We start from the raw sequence: 16088 nt of genomic DNA on the forward strand, positions 1-16088 counted from the left end.
GTGTGTTCGGGACAGGCGAGAGCCTCAGCCCGTCGTCGCGCCTTCGGCTGCGGAGCGCACGAGCTTGGAGTACTTCGCGAGGACGCCTCGGGTGTAGCGCGGGGGAAGTGCGGCCCAGCCGTCGCGGCGGGCTGCCAGCTCGGACTCGTCGACCAGTAGGTCGATGGAACGAGCCGCGATATCGACCCGAATCAGATCACCATCGCGCACGAAGGCGATCGGACCTGCGTCCACCGCCTCGGGTGCCAGATGGCCGATGCACAGGCCGGTTGTGCCGCCTGAGAATCGACCGTCCGTCAAGAGTAGTACATCTTTTCCGAGCCCAGCGCCCTTGATGGCGGCGGTGATGGCGAGCATCTCGCGCATGCCGGGGCCGCCCTTCGGGCCCTCGTAGCGGATGACGACGACGTCGCCGTGCTTGATCTCGCCCGCGGTGAGCGCGTCCATCGCAGCGCGCTCGCGCTCGAACACGCGGGCGGGTCCCTCGAAGGTCGCCGCGTCGAAGCCCGCGGTCTTCACGACCGCACCCTCGGGGGCGAGCGAGCCGTGCAGGATCGTGAGGCCGCCGGTCTCGTGGATCGGGTTGTCGAGCGTGCGGAGCACCTCGCCGTCGAGGGCGGGGATGTCCATCTCGGCGAGGTTCTCGGCGAGCGTCTTCCCGGTGACGGTCAGCGCGTCACCGTGCATGAGCCCGGCGTCGAGGAGCGCCTTCATGAGCACGGGGAGGCCGCCGCGGCGGTCGACGTCGTTCATGACGTACTTGCCGAAGGGCTTGAGGTCGCCGATGTGCGGCACCTTCGAGCCGATGCGGTTGAAGTCGTCGAGGGTGAGCTCGACCTCGGCCTCGCGGGCGATGGCGAGCAGGTGCAGCACGATGTTCGTCGAGCCGCCGAGCGCCATGCCGACCGCGATGGCGTTCTCGAACGCCTTCTTGGTGAGGATCTGGCGAGCGGTGATGCCCTGCTTCAGCAACTCGACGACCGCCTCGCCCGAGCGGTGCGCGTAGTAGTCGCGGCGGCGGTCGGCGGAAGCCGGGGACGCCGACCCAGGGAGCGAGAGCCCGAGCGCCTCGGCGACCGACGCCATGGTGTTCGCGGTGTACATGCCGCCGCAGGCACCCTCGCCGGGCGCGAACGCGCACTCGATGCGCTTGGCGTCCTCTTCGCTCATCTTGCCCGCCTTGACGGCGCCGACCGCCTCGAACGAGTCGATGATCGTGATGTCCTTCTCGGTGCCGTCGGACAGGCGCACCCAGCCGGGCGCGATCGAGCCCGCGTAGAGGAACACCGATGCGAGGTCGAGCCGCGCGGCGGCCATGAGCATGCCCGGGATGGACTTGTCGCAGCCCGCGAGGAGCACCGAGCCGTCGAGCCGCTCGGCCTGCATGACGACCTCGACCGAGTCGGCGATGACCTCGCGCGACACGAGCGAGAAGTGCATGCCCTCGTGGCCCATCGAGATGCCGTCGGAGACCGAGACGGTGCCGAACTGCAGCGGGTACCCGCCGCCGCCGTGCACGCCCTCCTTGGCGGCCTGGGCGAGCCGGCCGAGCGAGAGGTTGCAGGGCGTGATCTCGTTCCACGAGGACGCGATGCCGACCTGGGGCTTGTCCCAGTCGGCGTCGCCCATTCCGACCGCGCGGAGCATCCCGCGGCTGGTGGTGGCCTCGATGCCATCCGTGACGACGCGACTGCGGGGCTTGGGATCGATCTCCGACATGGGTCGAGTCTACGGGCCGCGCGCGACCCGTTTCGCCGCGGGACCGGCGCTCGCGGCGGCATCCGTTCGCCACGGCGTCCAGTGCGGGGCGGGTGCCGCGCCGCGGCGTTTCAGCGCGCGGCGTCGCGCACGTCGGCGAGGAGCTCGAGCAGCTCGGCGACGTCGTCGGGCCCGTTGAGGCGGTATGCGGCGAGCGACTTGCCCTGTCCGACCTTCACGCCGACGTCGACGCCCTCGAGGACCGCGAACGCGTCCTCGTCGGTGATGTCGTCGCCAACGTAGATCACGGCGTCGGCCCCCGCGTGCTGTCGCAGCCGCACGAGCGCCTCGCCCTTGTCGCTGGCCCGGACCGCGAACTCGAGCACGTTCTTGCCCGAGCGCGTCGCGAGGCCGGGCAGTTCCTGCTCGACCATCTCGCGGGCGCTGCGCTGCAGCGCGGCACCGGCCCCGGCGCCCAGCTTGCGGGTGTGCAGCGCGATGCCGGCGGGCTTGCGCTCCACCCAGGCGCCGTCCGCAGCGGATGCCGCCTGCTCGACGATCTCGATGAGCTGCTCGAGCCGCGTGAGCTCGCCCTCGCGCAGGTCGATCGTCACGTCTCCCCCGCTGTCGAGCTGCAGTTCGACGCCGTGCGAACCGCTGAGGAGCGCGGCGACGGGCGGCGACGCGACCTCCTTGAGGCTGTCGAGCGCGCGCCCGGAGACGAGCGCGACCCGGGTGTCCTCGTGCTCCGACATCCGTTCGATCGCGTCGCGGGCGCGTGCGGTCGAGCGGGCGTCCTCCGGGCGGTCGACGATCGGGGCCAGGGTGCCGTCGAAGTCGAGCGCGACCAGGAGTCGCGGGGCCTCGGCGAGCTTGGCGACGGCACTGCGGAGCCCGTCGGGCACGCCCGGTTCGATCTTCCCGACCCCGGTGAGGGTCTCGAGGAAGGTCGCGGACCAGTTGGCGACGTCGTTCTCCTTGACGCGCTTGCGGAGCACCCGCATGCGGCGGGCCCGCTCGCGCTTGGAGAGCTTCGTCGCCTCGACCATGGCGTCCTTCAGGCCCTCGATGTCGTGGGGGTTCACGAGGATCGCCTGGCGGAGCTCGTCGGACGCCCCGGTGAACTCGCTGAGCAGCAGCACGCCGTCGTCGTCGTACCGGCTCGCGACGTACTCCTTGGCGACCAGGTTCATGCCGTCGCGGAGCGCCGTGACGAGCATGACGTCGGCCGCGAGGTACAGGGCGGCCATCTCCTGGCGCGGGTAGCCGTGGTGGAGGTAGGTGATCGCGGGGTGCCCGAGGGTCGAGTAGTCGCCGTTCAGGCGACCGACCATGAGCTCGATCTCGTCGCGCAGCTGCCGGTAGGTCTCGACGCGCTCGCGCGACGGGCTCGCGACCTGCACGAGCGTGGCCTGCTCGACCGAGAGCCGCTCGTCGCGCAGCAGCTCGCCGAACGCCTTCATGCGGTGGCGGATGCCCTTGGTGTAGTCGAGGCGGTCGACGCCGAGCATGACGATGTCGGGGTCGCCGAGGCTGCGGCGGATGGCGCGGGCGCGTTCCTGGACCTCGGGCATGCGCGCGAGGTCCTCGAACGCTGCGGCGTCGATCGAGATCGGGAAGTGGCGGGCGACGACGTGGCGCACCGCGTCGTCCTCGCCGGGTACGTCGATCACGGTGCCGCGCGTCTTGTAGCCGAAGAGCCGGCGGACCGCGCGGGAGAAGTTCCCGGCATCCGCCGCCCGCTGGAAGCCGATGACGTCGGCGCCGAGCAGGCCCTCGACGACCTGGCGTCGCCAGGGCAGTTGCGAGTAGATGCCGTACGCCGGGAACGGGATGTGGTTGAAGAAGCCGATGACCAGGTCGGGCCGGGCCTCGCGGAGCATGCGCGGCACGAGCTGCAGCTGGTAGTCCTGCACCCACACGACCGCGCCCTCCGCTGCGGCGGCCGCGGCCGCCTGGGCGAAGCGGCGGTTGACCGCGACGTAGGCCTCCCACCATTCGCGGTGGAAGCTGGGGGGTGCGATGACGTCGTGGTAGAGCGGCCAGAGGGTGTCGTTCGAGAAGCCCTCGTAGTACTCCTCGATCTCCTGCTCGGAGAGCGGGACGGGCACGATCGAGATGCCGTCGTGCTCGAAGGGCGCGAACTCGCGGTCGGCGACGCCGGCCCAGCCGACCCAAGCGCCGTCGTTGGCCCGCATGACTGGCTCGAGGGCGGTGACGAGCCCTCCCGGCGAGGCCTTCCACTGCGTGTCGGCGCCCTCGCCGCCGACGTAGTCGACTGGCAGGCGATTGCTGACCACGACCATGTCGTAGATCGGCTCGATGTCGGGCTCGGTGTCGGAGTCGGTCGCGGGCTTCACGTCGTCGGATCCTCCTGGCGGCTCGTGGATCAGGCTAACAGCCGAAGGTCCCCACCCGATCCCCAGCCGTCGGGGCTAGACTTCGAGCCTCATGATCCGTATCGGTATGAGCACCACTTGCGTGTACCCACTCGAACCCGAGCACGCCTTCCGTATCGCGAAGGATGCCGGGTTCGACGGCGTGGAGATCATGGTCTCGCAGGAGGCGACGACGCAGGATTCCGAGGCGCTCGTCGAGATGTCCGAGCGCTACGAGCTCCCGATCCTCTCGATCCACGCACCGGTGCTGCTGCTCACGCACTTCGTCTGGGGCCGCGACCCGCGCGTCAAGCTGGCCCGCACGGCCGAGCTCGCCAAGGCCGTCGGAGCGGGCAGCGTCGTGGTCCACCCGCCGTTCCGCTGGCAGGCGAGCTACGCGCTCGAGTTCCTCCCGATCGTGCGCACCCTCTCCGAGGAGCACGGCGTCGAGATCGCGGTCGAGAACATGTTCCCGTGGCGCGCCGCGGGTCGGAACATGAAGGCGTACGCGCCCGGATGGGACCCGCGGCAGATGGACTGCGACGCGGTGACCCTCGACTTCTCGCACGCCGCGCTCTCGGGCACCGACAGCATGCAGCTCGCGACCGACCTCGGCGAGCGCCTGCGTCACGTGCACCTGTGCGACGGGTCGGGGGCCATCGGCGAGGGCCAGATCTTCGACGAGCACCTGCTTCCGGGGCGAGGCAGGGAGCCCGTCGCCGAGGTGCTGCGCATGCTCGCCGACCAGGGCTGGGACGGCTCGATCGTCGCCGAGGTGAACACGAGGAAGGCGAAGACCGAGTCCGAGCGGCTCGAGATGCTGCGCGAGACCGTGGAATTCGCACGCGAGCACACCGCCGTCGCCCCGATCGCCGCGCCCACCGAGGCGCCGCACGAGTCGCCGCTCCGCCGCGTCATCGACGCGATCATCCCGGGTCGCCACTCCTAGACGGTCGCCGCCTGCGAGTCGGCGGCGGCGCAGGGCACGAGCCCCGACGCCGCCGCGCTGCCGGTCAGGCGCTCACCGGTGCGAGCCGCGGTGCGGTGCGGATGCCGCGGCGCCTGGCGACCACGATCGCGGTGCCCGCCACTCCGAGCACGCCGAACAGCATCAGCGCTCCGGCCGCGGCCCAGACCCCGGATCCGCCCGCGCCCGAGACGATGAGCTGCATGCCCTGCACCGCCCAGGTCAGCGGCAGGAACGGGCTGATCGCCTGGTACGGCCCGCTCACGATCTCGAGCGGGTAGACCCCGCCGGATGCCGCGAGCTGCAGCACCACGAGCACCAGCGAGACGACCGTGCCGATCCGGCCGAGCCAGGCGCTGAGGAACGCGTGGATCGCGGTGAACACCACCGCGAGCAGCGCCGAGAACGAGAGCGTCTGCGGCAGCAGCGACCACGCGACGCCGAGCACGGTGTGCATGAGCAGCACCACGGCGGCCGCCTGCGCGAGTCCGACGAGCGAGCCGCGGAAGAGCGTGCGCGCGACGAGCGTGCTCGTCGGCGCGGTCGTCTCGAGCGCCTCGCGGCGGAGCGGCCGGAACACGAGGAACAGCGTCATCGCGCCGAGCCAGAGCCCGATGGGGCCGATGAGCATCGCGACGACCTCGCCGAACGTGGAGATCTCGTTGGCCCGCGTCGCCTCGGTGACGACCGGCTCGGCGACGACGCCCGCGGTCTCCTCCGGGTCGAGCCCCTCGAGCGACGAGGTGCCCTCGGCGCCCTGCGCGAGGCCGTCGGCGAGCTCGCCCGTGCCGTCGGCGAGCTGGGCCGCACCGTCGGCGGATGCCGCGGCGCCGTCGCTCAGCTGGGTGAGGCCGCTCGCGATACCGCTCACGCCGGACGCGAGTCCGTCCGCGCCGTCTCGCAGTGCAGGCGAGCCGGCCGCCGCCTGGGACGCGCCTCCGGAGAGCTGCGAGATGCCGGACTGCAGGCCGTCGATGCCCGACCCGGTGCCGGAGACGAGCGCGGCGCCGCCTGCGGCGAGTTCGTCGAAGCCCGTCGCGGTGCCGGCGCGGAGCGCGTCGCCGCCGTCGACGAGCTTCGTGAAGCCGCCGGCGGTTCCGGTGCGAAGCTCCTCGCCGCCCTTGGCGAGGCCCGCGAACGTGGCATCCGTGCCGCCGACGATCGCGCGACCGCCCTCGGCAGCGGTCTGGACGTTCGCCGCGTACTCCGCCACGGCGGCCTGGGCCAGCGCACCAGTGGGGTCGGCGGCGAGCAGCGCGGGGATCGAATCGGCGACCTGATCCCCACCGCCCGCGAGCCGGTCGAGCTCGTCGATGTACGCGGCGGTCCCATCGGAGAGCTGCGCGCCGGCGTCGGCGACGCCTCCGAGGTATGCCGCGATGCCGTCGTCCACGCCGGTCCCGGCGGCCTTCACGCCGGCGACGTACTGCGCGATGCCGCTGTCGATGCCCGCTCCGGCCTGCGCGACGCCGCCGACGTACTGCGACACGCCCGAGGTGATGCCGTCGAGGCCGCCCGCCTCGGCGTCGAGGGTGCCGAGCCCGCCCGCGAGCTGCTCGACGCCCGCCGTGTACTGGCCGACGCCCGACGCGTAGGCGGCGGCGCCGTCCGCGGCCTGCGCGGTGCCGTCGGCGGCGGACCCGATGCCGCCGGCGAGCTGGTCGAGCCCGCCGGCGAGCGAGTCCGCGCCGTCGGCGAGCTGCCCCGCGCCGTCCGCCGCGTCGCCGAGCGAACCGCCGACCTGCACGAGGTTGCCGTACAGCCCCTCGAGGTACTGGGTCGTCAGCTCGTGGCCGAACGTCGTCGCGATCGCGTCGCCGACGGTCGCGCCGATGATGCCCGCGAGGTAGCTGTGGGCGTCGTCGGTGCGGATGTCGAGGGCCGCCGTCGTCGGCGCGTCGCCGGCGAGCGAGGTGACCGAGGCCGAGAAGTCGGCCGGGATGGTGAGCACCGCGTACGCCTCGCCGTCGGCGAGCTTGGCGGCTGCCTCCTCGTCGTTGGAGATCGTCCAGTCGAACCCGGTGTCGCCGTCGCCGGTGAGCTCGGTCACGAGCAGGCGACCGGCGAGCACGGGCTGCTCCTCGCCGTCGGGCGTGGTCGTGGTGACCATCTCGTCGTTGTTCACCACGACGGCGGGGATCGAGTCCATGCGCTCGTCGGCGCCGCCGACCGCACCGGCGACGAGGCCTGCGACGGCGAGCGGGACGGCGATGACGGCCGCGAGCAGCGCGGCACGGCGGCCTCGGCGGCGCACCGCGGGCGCGACCTGGGCAGGGGCGTCGGGTCGGGTCATCGAAGTGCCTCCATGGGGCGAGTGGCGAGGTCGATCGTGCGGATGCCGCGGCGCTCGAGCGCCGCGCCGGCGGCGTCGAGGTCGGCGTCGGGGTCGGCGGTCGCGATGAGCACGACGCCGGGGGGCAGGATGCGGTCGAGCGCCGTCCACGCGGCGGCCGAGCCGGAGAGGCCGTCGAAGTCGACGACGATCGCCCGGGGGTGCTCGGCGAGCGCCGCAGAGACGGTGACGAGCAGTCGGTCGAGCGCGTCGAGCGACGCGATCGGGGTGTCCGGGTCGATCGTCCGCGAGCGGCGGGAGGCCTCGTCGCCCGGCGCCATGCGTGCGTCCGCGACGCGGCGCAGCGCCGCGTCGACGGCCGATCGGGTCGAGTCGAGGCGGTACCAGGCTCGGGTCGCGTCGGCACGCGCGGCGATGAGCTCGCCCGCGCTGCCCGCGGCCGCGGAATCCGCTGCCCCGTCGGCGATCGCGACGCGGCGCATGACGGTGCCCGCGTCGATCGGGAGGGGTGCGTCGAGCACCGCGAGGCGCCCGCCCGCGGGCAGCACGCGACCGGCGAGGGTCGCGGCGACGAGGCGACGCTCGGCCGGCTCGCCGAGCACGACGAGGGCGCCGCCGCGCGGCACGCCGACCGAGATCGGGCCGATCGGCGCCGCCGGGTCGCCGACGAGGAGGTCCTCGGCGAGCACGTCGGCGTTGCGCGCCGCGGCCCACTCCGATTCCGCGAGGTGGGCGCGCAGGCCCTCGCCCTCGATGTCGACGTCGGGGAGGATCCGGCCGAGCCACTTCGGCAGCCACCACGCGCCGCGACCCGCGAGGGCCATCGCCGCGGGGACCAGCGTCATCCGCACCAGGAACGCGTCGAACGCCACGCCCACGGCGAGCGCGAACGCGATCCCCTTGATGACCCCCGTGCCCTCGGGCACGAACGCGAAGAAGACGAAGAACATGATGAGCGCCGCCGCCGTGACCACGCGCGCCGCGTGCTGGAAGCCGTGCACGATCGAGCTGCGCGGCTCGCGGGTCTTCACGAACTCCTCGCGCATGCCGGAGACCAGGAACACCTCGTAGTCCATGGCGAGGCCGAACAGGACGGCCATGAGCAGGATCGGCAGGAAGCTGAGGATCGGCCCCGGCTCGATGTGCATGAGGTCGGCCATCCACCCCCACTGGAAGACCGCGACCGTCAGGCCGATCGCGCCGAACGCGGAGAGCAGGAACCCGAGCGCGGCCTTGATCGGCACGAAGATCGACCGGAACACGATGAGCAGGAGGATGACCGACAGGCCCACGACGATGAGCGCGAACGGCACGAGTGCGTCGTTGAGGCGCTGCGAGATGTCGATCGAGACGGCTGTGTAGCCGGTCACGGCGATCGGGGTGCCGAACTCGTCGGCGATGTCGCCCTCGAGTGCGCGGATGTCCTGCACGACCTGCTTGGTCTCGGGGTCGGTCGGCGCCGATTCCGGGATGACCTGGATGATCGCGGTGTCGACGGTCTCGTTCGGCAGGCCCTGACCGACGTAGGCGACGCCGTCCACTGCGGTGAGCCGGGCGCCGATGGCGTCGAGGTCGTCGAAGATGTCGGTGGTCTGCGTGATGTCGACCGTGACGATGAGCGGGCCGTTGTAGCCGGGGCCGAAGCCCTCGGCGATCATGTCGTAGGCCTCGCGCTGGCTCGTGCCCTCCTCGCCCTGCCCGCCGGGCAGGTTCAGGTCGAGGCTGGCCGCGGGCACGGCGGCCGCGCCGAGCAGGCCGACGACGAGCAGCACGAAGACCACGGGGGCCTTCAGCACGGTGTCGACCCAGCGGCGACCCATCGTGCGCGTTCCCGAGTCGTCGGAGGCGACCGCTCGACGGTGTGCGCGGCTGCCCGGCTTCGGCGCGAGCCGGCCCTTGGCGATACCGAGCAGTGCGGGCAGCAGCGTGGTCGCACCGAAGACGGCGACGAGCACCGCGAAGGCCGCGCCGACGCCCATGACGCTGAGGAACGGGATCCCGACGACGAGCAGGCCGAGGAGCGCGATGATGACGGTGAGGCCCGCGAACACGACGGCGCCGCCCGCGGTCGCGACCGCCTCCGCCGCGCTCTCCTCGGGGTCCATGCCGCGCGCGAGCTGCGTGCGGTGGCGCGACAGGATGAAGAGCGCGTAGTCGATGCCGACGGCGAGCCCGATCATGACGGCGAGCATGGGGGCCGTGCTCGAGACGGTCGCGAACGCGGCCACGAGCGAGATGCCGCCGAAGGCGGTGCCGACGCCGACGAGCGCGGTGAGCAGCGGCATCCCCGCCGAGAGCAGCGAGCCGAACGTGATGAGCAGCACGACGCCCGCGAAGATCACGCCGAACGCCTCGGTGATGGTCAGGCCGAACGTCGTCTCCTGGAACACCTCGCCGCCGAACGCGACCTCGAGCCCGGCGTCGCGGCCGGTGTCGCCGGTGGCGAGCACGGCGTCGATCTGGTCCTCGGTGACATCCGTCACCTGACCGTCGAACTGCACCTGGATGTACGCGGTGCGCGCGTCGTCGGAGACCTGGTCGCCGGCGTACTCGTCGTACGGGCCGAGCACGCTCGCGACGCCGTCGAGGCCCTCGAGCTCCGACTCCATCTCCTCGATGGCGTCGCGGTACGGGGCGTTCTCGACCGAGTCGCCGGCGGGCGCCTCGACGACGGCCTTCGCCGACGCGCCGGCGGTCTGCGGGAAGACGGCGGCGAGCTGGTCGATCGCGTCCTGGGATTCGGTTCCGGGGATCGCGTAGGACTCCTGGAGCTGGCCGCCGAGGCCGATGCCGGCGCCGACGAGGCCGCCGAGGGCGATCACCCAGGCGATGATGACGACCCAGGCGCGACGGTAGGCGAAGCGTCCGATGCGGTGGAGGAGGAGTGCCACGGTTCTCTCTCAGATGCTGGGGGTTCGGGCGGGGGTGAGGATCTCGGCGATGATGCGCCGGAGCGCGTCGCGCATCTCGTCGTCGCTGGGGAGCGTCGACTCGTCGGCGAAGCTCCGTCCGGCCGTGAGCAGGAACGCGGCTCCGCCGAGGGCGATGCCGAAGCGCACCTGGTCGTCGACGCTCTCGCGCTCCTCGCAGACCGCGGACGCCAGGCGGCGGACGGCGACGTTCGCGCGGGCGATGACGGGCAGCTCGGAGAGGCTCTGGCCCTGGGTGAGGAAGACGTGCACCGCCTCGCGGTGCTCGAGCAGGAGGTCGACGACACGGTCCACGAGCTCACCGCGGCGGCCGGAGCGCCGGGCCGACAGGAAGGCCTCGAGCACGTCCTCGAAGCCCTCGACGGCGGGCGCGATGGCCGCCTCGAGCAGCGCCTCCTTCGAGGCGAAGTGGTAGAGCACGCTCGACTTGGCGTAGCCGGCCTCGTCGGCGATGTGCTGCAGCGATGTGCCGGCGAATCCGACCGTCGCGAACTGCTCGAGGGCGGCGTGCTTCAACTCGTCGGCGGCGCGCACGCGCGGCGTCGTTCTCGCATCGGTGGGCATGCGATCGACGCTAATTGACCGATCGGTCAGAGTCTGCACGATCGGTCAGACTCCGGGTGTTCTCACAGTCTCGACGGCCCGCGTCAACCGGTCGCGCGAGCCGATCCGAACGCGATAGCGTTGCGGAATGCGCAAGTACCTCTTCAGTGGAGCGGTCCTGAGTTCGCTGTTCGGCGCGGTCGGAGTCATCCGCGCCACACAGGCCGGGCCTCGCGACTGGAGGCTCGTGCTCATGTGGATCTCGTGGGCCGCCACGCTCGCCATCGCGATCGGAACGGTCGCCGACGAGCAGAAGCGCCGCGAACTGGTCGAGTAGCCTCGGCCGACCCGAACCGTCCGCGTCCGACGGCTCGACGCCCCAGCGGCGTGTCCGAGCCCGGGGGGTCGTCGCGTGACGGACACTGGACGAAACGCCGTCCGATGTAGTCCGCCACCCGTCCCGACCGAGAGGACACCGATGTTCCGCCGCTGGCGCCGCGCTCGGCTCGCCGCACAGGCCGCAGCCCACACCGCACCCGCGCCCTCGCCCCGCGCAACGGCCGCCGACCTCCGCGGCGAGCACATCTTCGAGTTGGTCAACGCTCGCCTCTCGCGGTTCATCGGCCCGGACGGCCAGTGGTCCCTCGTCCGTCGGCAGGCGGACGACTCCGACCGCATCTTCCAGTCGATGCTCACCCACCAGATCGCCGCAGAGGTGACCCGCGCGATCCTCGAGGAGCGCGAGCAGGTCGCCGTCGTCGTCCCCGCCGACGAGACGTCGCACGCGCTGAGCTGGACCCCTGCCCCGCTCGTGATGTGGGCCGACCCGGTCCAGGCCGACGAGGCGGATGCCGCTTCGCCCGAGGCTGAGCTCGAGGCCGAGAACGTCGCCGTGCTCGCCGTCGAGGAGTCCGCGCGCGCCGCCTGACGGCATCGCCCGGCGTCCGAGGTGCTGGCGCGCGACCCGCGGTCGACCCGGCGGCTCGGAATCCGAGGACTACGAGCCGCCGGCGACGGCGCTGAGCGCGTCAGGGCATCTCAGTCGCCGCAGATCCCCCGGGCGGTGTCGTTCTTGCCCTGGCCGCCGATCGCCTTGACGACGTCACCGACGTTGGTGAACCCGAGCGCGCCCTCGGTGTTGATGGTCTTGTGCACCTGGCCGAAGCAGGCGGCATCGGCGGGCGCAGCCTGCGCGGGCCCGGCGACGCCGAGCGTGGCGAGGGCCGCGATGAATCCGGTGGCGAGAATGCGCTTCATTGAACTTCCCCTTCGATCGGCGGGTGCGTATTCACCCTTCATCCAGTCCTTCCGCCACCAGGGCGGCTTCGGATGCACCCCGGCGGGAGCGATTCGAGATTCCGCGAGTGCGATCGTGCCCGGCGTCGAAGGTCGTGGTCGGCTTCGGCGCTCCAAAATCGCCCACGGATTCTTGTACGGCCACCTCGCGCGGCCACTCCCCCGCCGTTCGTAGCGTGAACGACACGGGCAACCCGCCCGCTCACGCCGACCGATGGGAACCGCATGACCGCCGCACCCAGCCCCGTCTCCGCGCCCGAACGGCGCCGCGCCCGCACCTCCGCGCGCGACCTCGCGCAGATCGCCGTCTTCGCTGCGCTCATCGCCGCGCTCGGCCTGCCCGGCGCGCTGTACGTGGGAGGCACAGCGGTTCCGATCACGTTCCAGACGCTCGGGGTCATGCTCGCCGGCGCGATCCTCGGCGCGCGCAAGGGCGCGCTGAGCGTCGTGCTGCTGCTCGCGCTCGTCGCGGCGGGCCTGCCGTTGCTCTCGGGTGGCCGCGGCGGCCTCGGCGTCTTCGTCGGGCCGTCGGTCGGGTACCTCATCGGCTGGGTGCTCGGTGCGCTCGTCATCGGCTGGTTCACGGCGCGCCTGCTCCCCCGCTACCGGGTCCTTCCCGCGCTCGGCGCCACGGCGCTCGGCGGCATCGTCGCGATCTACCTCGTCGGCGTGCCGGTGTTCGCGGCGATCACGGGCACGCCGCTGGGCGTCGCGATCGCGGGCTCCGCGGTCTTCCTCCCGGGCGACCTGCTCAAGGTCGTCGTGACCGTGGTCGTCGCCAAGGGCGTGCACCGCGCCTGGCCCGGGCTCATCGAGCCGCGTGCATGGCCGTGGAAGCGCGCCGTGGAGGCTCCCGCGCAGTGACCGACCTGCTCGGCGCATCCGGCGACCGCATCGCGCTCTCGTTCGGCGGACGATCCGCCGGATCCGACGAGCTCGCGCGTGCCGTCGCCGGCGCCGAGCTGCCCTCCGGCGAGGGGCCGGTCGGATGTCGCGCCGACGTCGATCCCGTCACCGTGATCACCACCGTGCTCGCCTGCCTCGACCGTGGTCGGCCGGTACTCGTCGGAGGCTCGCAGTCCTACGCCGACCGCATCGCCGACGACCTGCCCGCGGGCACCGCGCTCGCCCTCACGACGTCAGGCTCGACATCGGCCGACGGTTCGCCGCGCGTGGTCGCGCGCACGCTGGAGTCCTGGCTCGCGTCGGCCGGGCCGCTGGCAGCGCTCACCGGCCTCGGCGCGAGCGACCGCATCGCGGTGACCGGTCCGCTCGGCGCGTCGATGCACCTCTACGCGGCGCTGCATGCGCTCTGGATCGGCGCCACGGTCACCGACGACCTCGCGTCGGCCACCGCGCTGCATGCGACCCCGACGCGCCTCGCGCGCCTGCTCTCCACCGAGGCGGCACTGCCGACGACGGCGATCGTCGCGGGCGCGGCACTGCCGGCCCGCCTCCGCGAGCAGGCGACGGCGCGCGGCATCCGCCTCGTCGAGTACTACGGCGCCGCCGAGCTGTCGTTCGTCCTCGCGGCCGGCCACGAGCACGACACCGGGGAGAACGCGGGCATGCAGCCCTTCGAGGGCGTCGAGGTCGACCTGCGGCCCGCCGACGCGGGCCTCGAGCTCTGGGCGCGGTCGCCGTACCTCGCACTCGACGTGGTCGGCGGGCGCATGCGCCGCGACGCCGACGGGTTCGCGACGGTCGGCGACCTCGCCGAGCGCACGCCGAGCGGCGGCATCCGGGTGCTCGGACGCGGCGACGCGGCGATCATCACGGCCGGCGCGACGGTGCTCGCCGAGGACGTCGAGGCGCGCCTGGTCGCGCTGCCCGGGGTCCGCGACGCCGCCGTCGTCGGCGAGCCGCACGACCTGCTGGGCGAGCGCATCGCGGCCGTCGTCGAGCTCGAACCCGGCACTCGGCTCGAGGCCGTGGCCGATGCCGCACGCGCCGCGCTCTCCCCGGTCGAACTGCCGCGCCGCTGGTTCGCCGCCGACCTTCCGCGCACCGCCTCGGGCAAGCCAGCGCGCGGGCGCGTGCGCGACGACATTGCGGCCGGGCGGCTCGGGACGGGCCATCCGCCGCCCTTCGCCGACCGGAGGCGCGCATGAGCCGAGACACGGCACCCGTGATCGTCGCCGCACGACGCACCGCGATCGGCACCGCCGGGCGGGCGTTCGCCCTGCGCACGGTCGACGCACTCGCCGCACCCGTGCTCGCCGCGGTCGCCGCTGAGGTGGCACCCGCCGGAATCGACGTGGACGACGTGGTGCTCGGCAACTGCATGGGTCCGGGCGGCGATCTCGCGCGAGTGGCCGCGCTCCGCGCCGGACTCGGCGTGGGCGTGCCGGGCGTCACCGTCGACCGGCAGTGCGGATCGGGGCTCGACGCCGTGATCCAGGCGGCGTCGCGGGTAGGGGCCGGCGATGCGCGGCTCGTGCTCGCCGGCGGCGCCGAATCGGCGTCCACCGCGCCGCACCGATCGTGGCCCGACTCCGGTGCGCGCTACGCACGCGCGCCGTTCGCTCCTCCGGGCCTGCCCGACCCCGACATGGGTCCCGCGGCCGAGCACCTCGCCGGGGTGCGCGGCATCAGCCGCGAGCGGCAGGATGCCTGGGCCGCCCGGTCGCACGCCCGTGCCGCCGCCGCCCGCGACGCCGGGCGGTTCGACGCCGAGGTCGTCGCCGTCGACGGCGTCGCCCGCGACGAGCGGCCGCGGGCCGCGATGGATGCCGCGATGCTCGCGCGATTCGTGCCGGCGTTCGGTCACGGCCCCGGCGCCGGCGCCGGCGTCGGCGCACGCGTCGACCACGAGGCATCCGCCCGCGACGTCGCCGGGACGGTCACCGCCGGCAACTCCTGCGGCTTCTCCGACGGCGCCGCCGCGATGGCGGTCACGACCGCCGACCTCGCGCGCGACCTGGGCCTGCCCGCGCTCCGGATCCGCGCGACCGCGGTCGCCGCCGGCGACCCGGCGCTGCCGGGACTCGGCGCGGCGTGGGCCGGACGCCGTGCGCTCGAACGCGCCGGCATGACCGCCGCCGACCTCGGCTCCGTGGAGATCACCGAGGCGTTCGCCGCGCAGGTCCTCGCGGTCGGCGACGAGCTCGGGCTCGACGAGGAGACGATCTCGCGGGACGGCGGCGCGATCGCGCTCGGCCACCCCTGGGGCGCGTCGGGCGCCGTGCTGCTCGTGCGGCTCGCCGCCCTGATGGCGGCCGCCGACGACGGCCGTCCGGGCCTCGCGGCGTGCTCGATCGGCGGCGGCCAGGGCGTCGCCATGATCGTGGAGCGCGTCGCATGAGCGCCATCCGATTCGACGGGGTCAGCCACCGCTTCGACGACGAGCTCGTCGTCGACGACGTGACCCTCGAGCTCACCGAGCGGCGCATCGGCATCGTCGGCGCCAACGGCTCGGGCAAGTCGACCCTCGCGCGCATGGTCAACGGCCTCGTCAGCCCGACCGCGGGCCGCGTCACGGTCGACGGGCTCGACGTCGCCCGCCACGGTCGCGAGGTGCGCCGCCGCGTCGGGTTCGTCTTCACGAACGCCGACACGCAGATCGTGATGCCCACCGTGCGCGAGGACGTGGCGTTCACGCTGCGCCGGCACCGGCTGGATGCCGCGACCGCCGCCGCACGCGTCGACGCGGTGCTCGACCGCTTCGGGCTCACCGAGCTCGCCGACCGCCCGGCGCATCGGCTCTCGGGCGGGCAGAAGCAACTTCTGGCCCTGGCCGCCGTGCTCGTGGGCGAGCCCGCGATCGTGGTGGCCGACGAGCCGACCACCCTGCTCGACGCGCGCAACGCGCGCCGGATCGCCGAGCACTTCGCGACGCTGGACGAGCAGCTCATCGTCGTGAGCCATCACCTCGAGCTCCTCGAGTCGTTCGATCGCGTGATCGTGATGGAGGCGGGCCGGATCGTCGCCGACGCCGTGCCCGAGGTCGCACTCGACGCCTACCGGGCATTGATCGGGTGACC

Annotated in this window: 13 protein-coding genes; 7 read left to right on the forward strand and 6 right to left on the reverse strand. The window is 73.1% G+C overall.

Features of this window, described 5'->3' with window-relative positions:
- Nucleotides 1–24 precede the first annotated feature (24 nt).
- Complete coding sequence (ilvD, locus tag ACFVHK_RS16820) at nucleotides 25–1719, reverse strand: dihydroxy-acid dehydratase (protein ID WP_129233987.1); 1695 nt, start codon at nucleotides 1717–1719, stop codon at nucleotides 25–27.
- Nucleotides 1720–1829: 110 nt separating this feature from the next.
- Nucleotides 1830–4058 (reverse strand): bifunctional alpha,alpha-trehalose-phosphate synthase (UDP-forming)/trehalose-phosphatase, encoded by a 2229-nt coding sequence (locus ACFVHK_RS16825; protein WP_376929825.1) that lies wholly within the window; start codon nucleotides 4056–4058, stop codon nucleotides 1830–1832.
- Nucleotides 4059–4164: 106 nt separating this feature from the next.
- Between ACFVHK_RS16825 and ACFVHK_RS16830 the strand changes: the two genes are divergently transcribed.
- Nucleotides 4165–5025 carry a sugar phosphate isomerase/epimerase family protein gene (locus ACFVHK_RS16830; RefSeq protein ID WP_376929826.1) on the forward strand — a complete coding sequence of 287 codons (861 nt, stop codon included), beginning with the start codon at nucleotides 4165–4167 and terminating at the stop codon, nucleotides 5023–5025.
- Nucleotides 5026–5089: 64 nt separating this feature from the next.
- Here ACFVHK_RS16830 and ACFVHK_RS16835 read toward each other — a convergent pair whose 3' ends face one another.
- Genes ACFVHK_RS16835 through ACFVHK_RS16845 form a run of 3 tightly spaced genes read right to left on the reverse strand, consistent with a single transcriptional unit; the run spans nucleotide 5090 to nucleotide 10830 of the window.
- On the reverse strand, nucleotides 5090–7336 hold the full coding sequence (locus ACFVHK_RS16835; protein ID WP_376929827.1) for a YhgE/Pip family protein: 2247 nt from the start codon (nucleotides 7334–7336) through the stop codon (nucleotides 5090–5092).
- Nucleotides 7333–10227, reverse strand: a complete 2895-nt coding sequence (locus tag ACFVHK_RS16840; protein ID WP_376929828.1) for an MMPL family transporter — start codon at nucleotides 10225–10227, stop codon at nucleotides 7333–7335. Before ACFVHK_RS16840 ends, ACFVHK_RS16835 begins: the two co-directional genes overlap by 4 nt.
- A 9-nt stretch (nucleotides 10228–10236) precedes the next feature.
- Nucleotides 10237–10830 (reverse strand): TetR/AcrR family transcriptional regulator, encoded by a 594-nt coding sequence (locus ACFVHK_RS16845; RefSeq protein ID WP_376929829.1) that lies wholly within the window; start codon nucleotides 10828–10830, stop codon nucleotides 10237–10239.
- A gap of 127 nt (nucleotides 10831–10957) precedes the next feature.
- Here ACFVHK_RS16845 and ACFVHK_RS16850 point away from each other — a divergent pair, with 127 nt between their 5' ends.
- A complete protein-coding gene (locus tag ACFVHK_RS16850; protein WP_129234927.1) occupies nucleotides 10958–11146 on the forward strand; it encodes a hypothetical protein in 189 nt (62 codons plus the stop codon).
- 141 nt (nucleotides 11147–11287) lie between these two features.
- Nucleotides 11288–11737 (forward strand): hypothetical protein, encoded by a 450-nt coding sequence (locus tag ACFVHK_RS16855; RefSeq protein WP_376929830.1) that lies wholly within the window; start codon nucleotides 11288–11290, stop codon nucleotides 11735–11737.
- A 110-nt stretch (nucleotides 11738–11847) separates the two neighbouring features.
- Here ACFVHK_RS16855 and ACFVHK_RS16860 read toward each other — a convergent pair whose 3' ends face one another.
- Nucleotides 11848–12066, reverse strand: a complete 219-nt coding sequence (locus tag ACFVHK_RS16860) for a hypothetical protein (protein WP_129234923.1) — start codon at nucleotides 12064–12066, stop codon at nucleotides 11848–11850.
- Nucleotides 12067–12330: 264 nt separating this feature from the next.
- Here ACFVHK_RS16860 and ACFVHK_RS16865 point away from each other — a divergent pair, with 264 nt between their 5' ends.
- Genes ACFVHK_RS16865 through ACFVHK_RS16880 form a run of 4 tightly spaced genes read left to right on the forward strand, consistent with a single transcriptional unit; the run spans nucleotide 12331 to nucleotide 16086 of the window.
- The gene (locus ACFVHK_RS16865) at nucleotides 12331–12969 is read left to right on the forward strand and encodes a biotin transporter BioY (RefSeq protein ID WP_129234920.1); all 639 of its coding nucleotides are present in this window, start codon (nucleotides 12331–12333) and stop codon (nucleotides 12967–12969) included.
- Nucleotides 12966–14216: an ANL family adenylate-forming protein gene (locus ACFVHK_RS16870; protein ID WP_376929831.1), complete on the forward strand. Its 1251-nt coding sequence runs from the start codon at nucleotides 12966–12968 to the stop codon at nucleotides 14214–14216. Before ACFVHK_RS16865 ends, ACFVHK_RS16870 begins: the two co-directional genes overlap by 4 nt.
- Nucleotides 14213–15409 carry a thiolase family protein gene (locus tag ACFVHK_RS16875; protein WP_376929832.1) on the forward strand — a complete coding sequence of 399 codons (1197 nt, stop codon included), beginning with the start codon at nucleotides 14213–14215 and terminating at the stop codon, nucleotides 15407–15409. Before ACFVHK_RS16870 ends, ACFVHK_RS16875 begins: the two co-directional genes overlap by 4 nt.
- Nucleotides 15406–16086 (forward strand): energy-coupling factor ABC transporter ATP-binding protein, encoded by a 681-nt coding sequence (locus tag ACFVHK_RS16880; protein WP_376929833.1) that lies wholly within the window; start codon nucleotides 15406–15408, stop codon nucleotides 16084–16086. Before ACFVHK_RS16875 ends, ACFVHK_RS16880 begins: the two co-directional genes overlap by 4 nt.
- The last annotated feature ends 2 nt before the right edge of the window (nucleotides 16087–16088 follow it).

Origin of the sequence: Agromyces binzhouensis (assembly GCF_042672355.1) — a bacterium.
Taxonomy (GTDB): Bacteria; Actinomycetota; Actinomycetes; order Actinomycetales; family Microbacteriaceae; genus Agromyces; species Agromyces binzhouensis.

What these genes read in the sequence shown, in the direction of transcription:
- ilvD (WP_129233987.1), bottom strand. Translation starts at nt 1,719, where the DNA reads ATGTCGGAGATCGATCCCAAGCCCCGCAGTCGCGTCGTCACGGATGGC.
- ACFVHK_RS16830 (WP_376929826.1), top strand. Translation starts at nt 4,165, where the DNA reads ATGAGCACCACTTGCGTGTACCCACTCGAACCCGAGCACGCCTTCCGT.
- ACFVHK_RS16835 (WP_376929827.1), bottom strand. Translation starts at nt 7,336, where the DNA reads ATGACCCGACCCGACGCCCCTGCCCAGGTCGCGCCCGCGGTGCGCCGC.
- ACFVHK_RS16845 (WP_376929829.1), bottom strand. Translation starts at nt 10,830, where the DNA reads ATGCCCACCGATGCGAGAACGACGCCGCGCGTGCGCGCCGCCGACGAG.
- ACFVHK_RS16850 (WP_129234927.1), top strand. Translation starts at nt 10,958, where the DNA reads ATGCGCAAGTACCTCTTCAGTGGAGCGGTCCTGAGTTCGCTGTTCGGC.
- ACFVHK_RS16855 (WP_376929830.1), top strand. Translation starts at nt 11,288, where the DNA reads ATGTTCCGCCGCTGGCGCCGCGCTCGGCTCGCCGCACAGGCCGCAGCC.
- ACFVHK_RS16860 (WP_129234923.1), bottom strand. Translation starts at nt 12,066, where the DNA reads ATGAAGCGCATTCTCGCCACCGGATTCATCGCGGCCCTCGCCACGCTC.
- ACFVHK_RS16865 (WP_129234920.1), top strand. Translation starts at nt 12,331, where the DNA reads ATGACCGCCGCACCCAGCCCCGTCTCCGCGCCCGAACGGCGCCGCGCC.
- ACFVHK_RS16875 (WP_376929832.1), top strand. Translation starts at nt 14,213, where the DNA reads ATGAGCCGAGACACGGCACCCGTGATCGTCGCCGCACGACGCACCGCG.
- ACFVHK_RS16880 (WP_376929833.1), top strand. Translation starts at nt 15,406, where the DNA reads ATGAGCGCCATCCGATTCGACGGGGTCAGCCACCGCTTCGACGACGAG.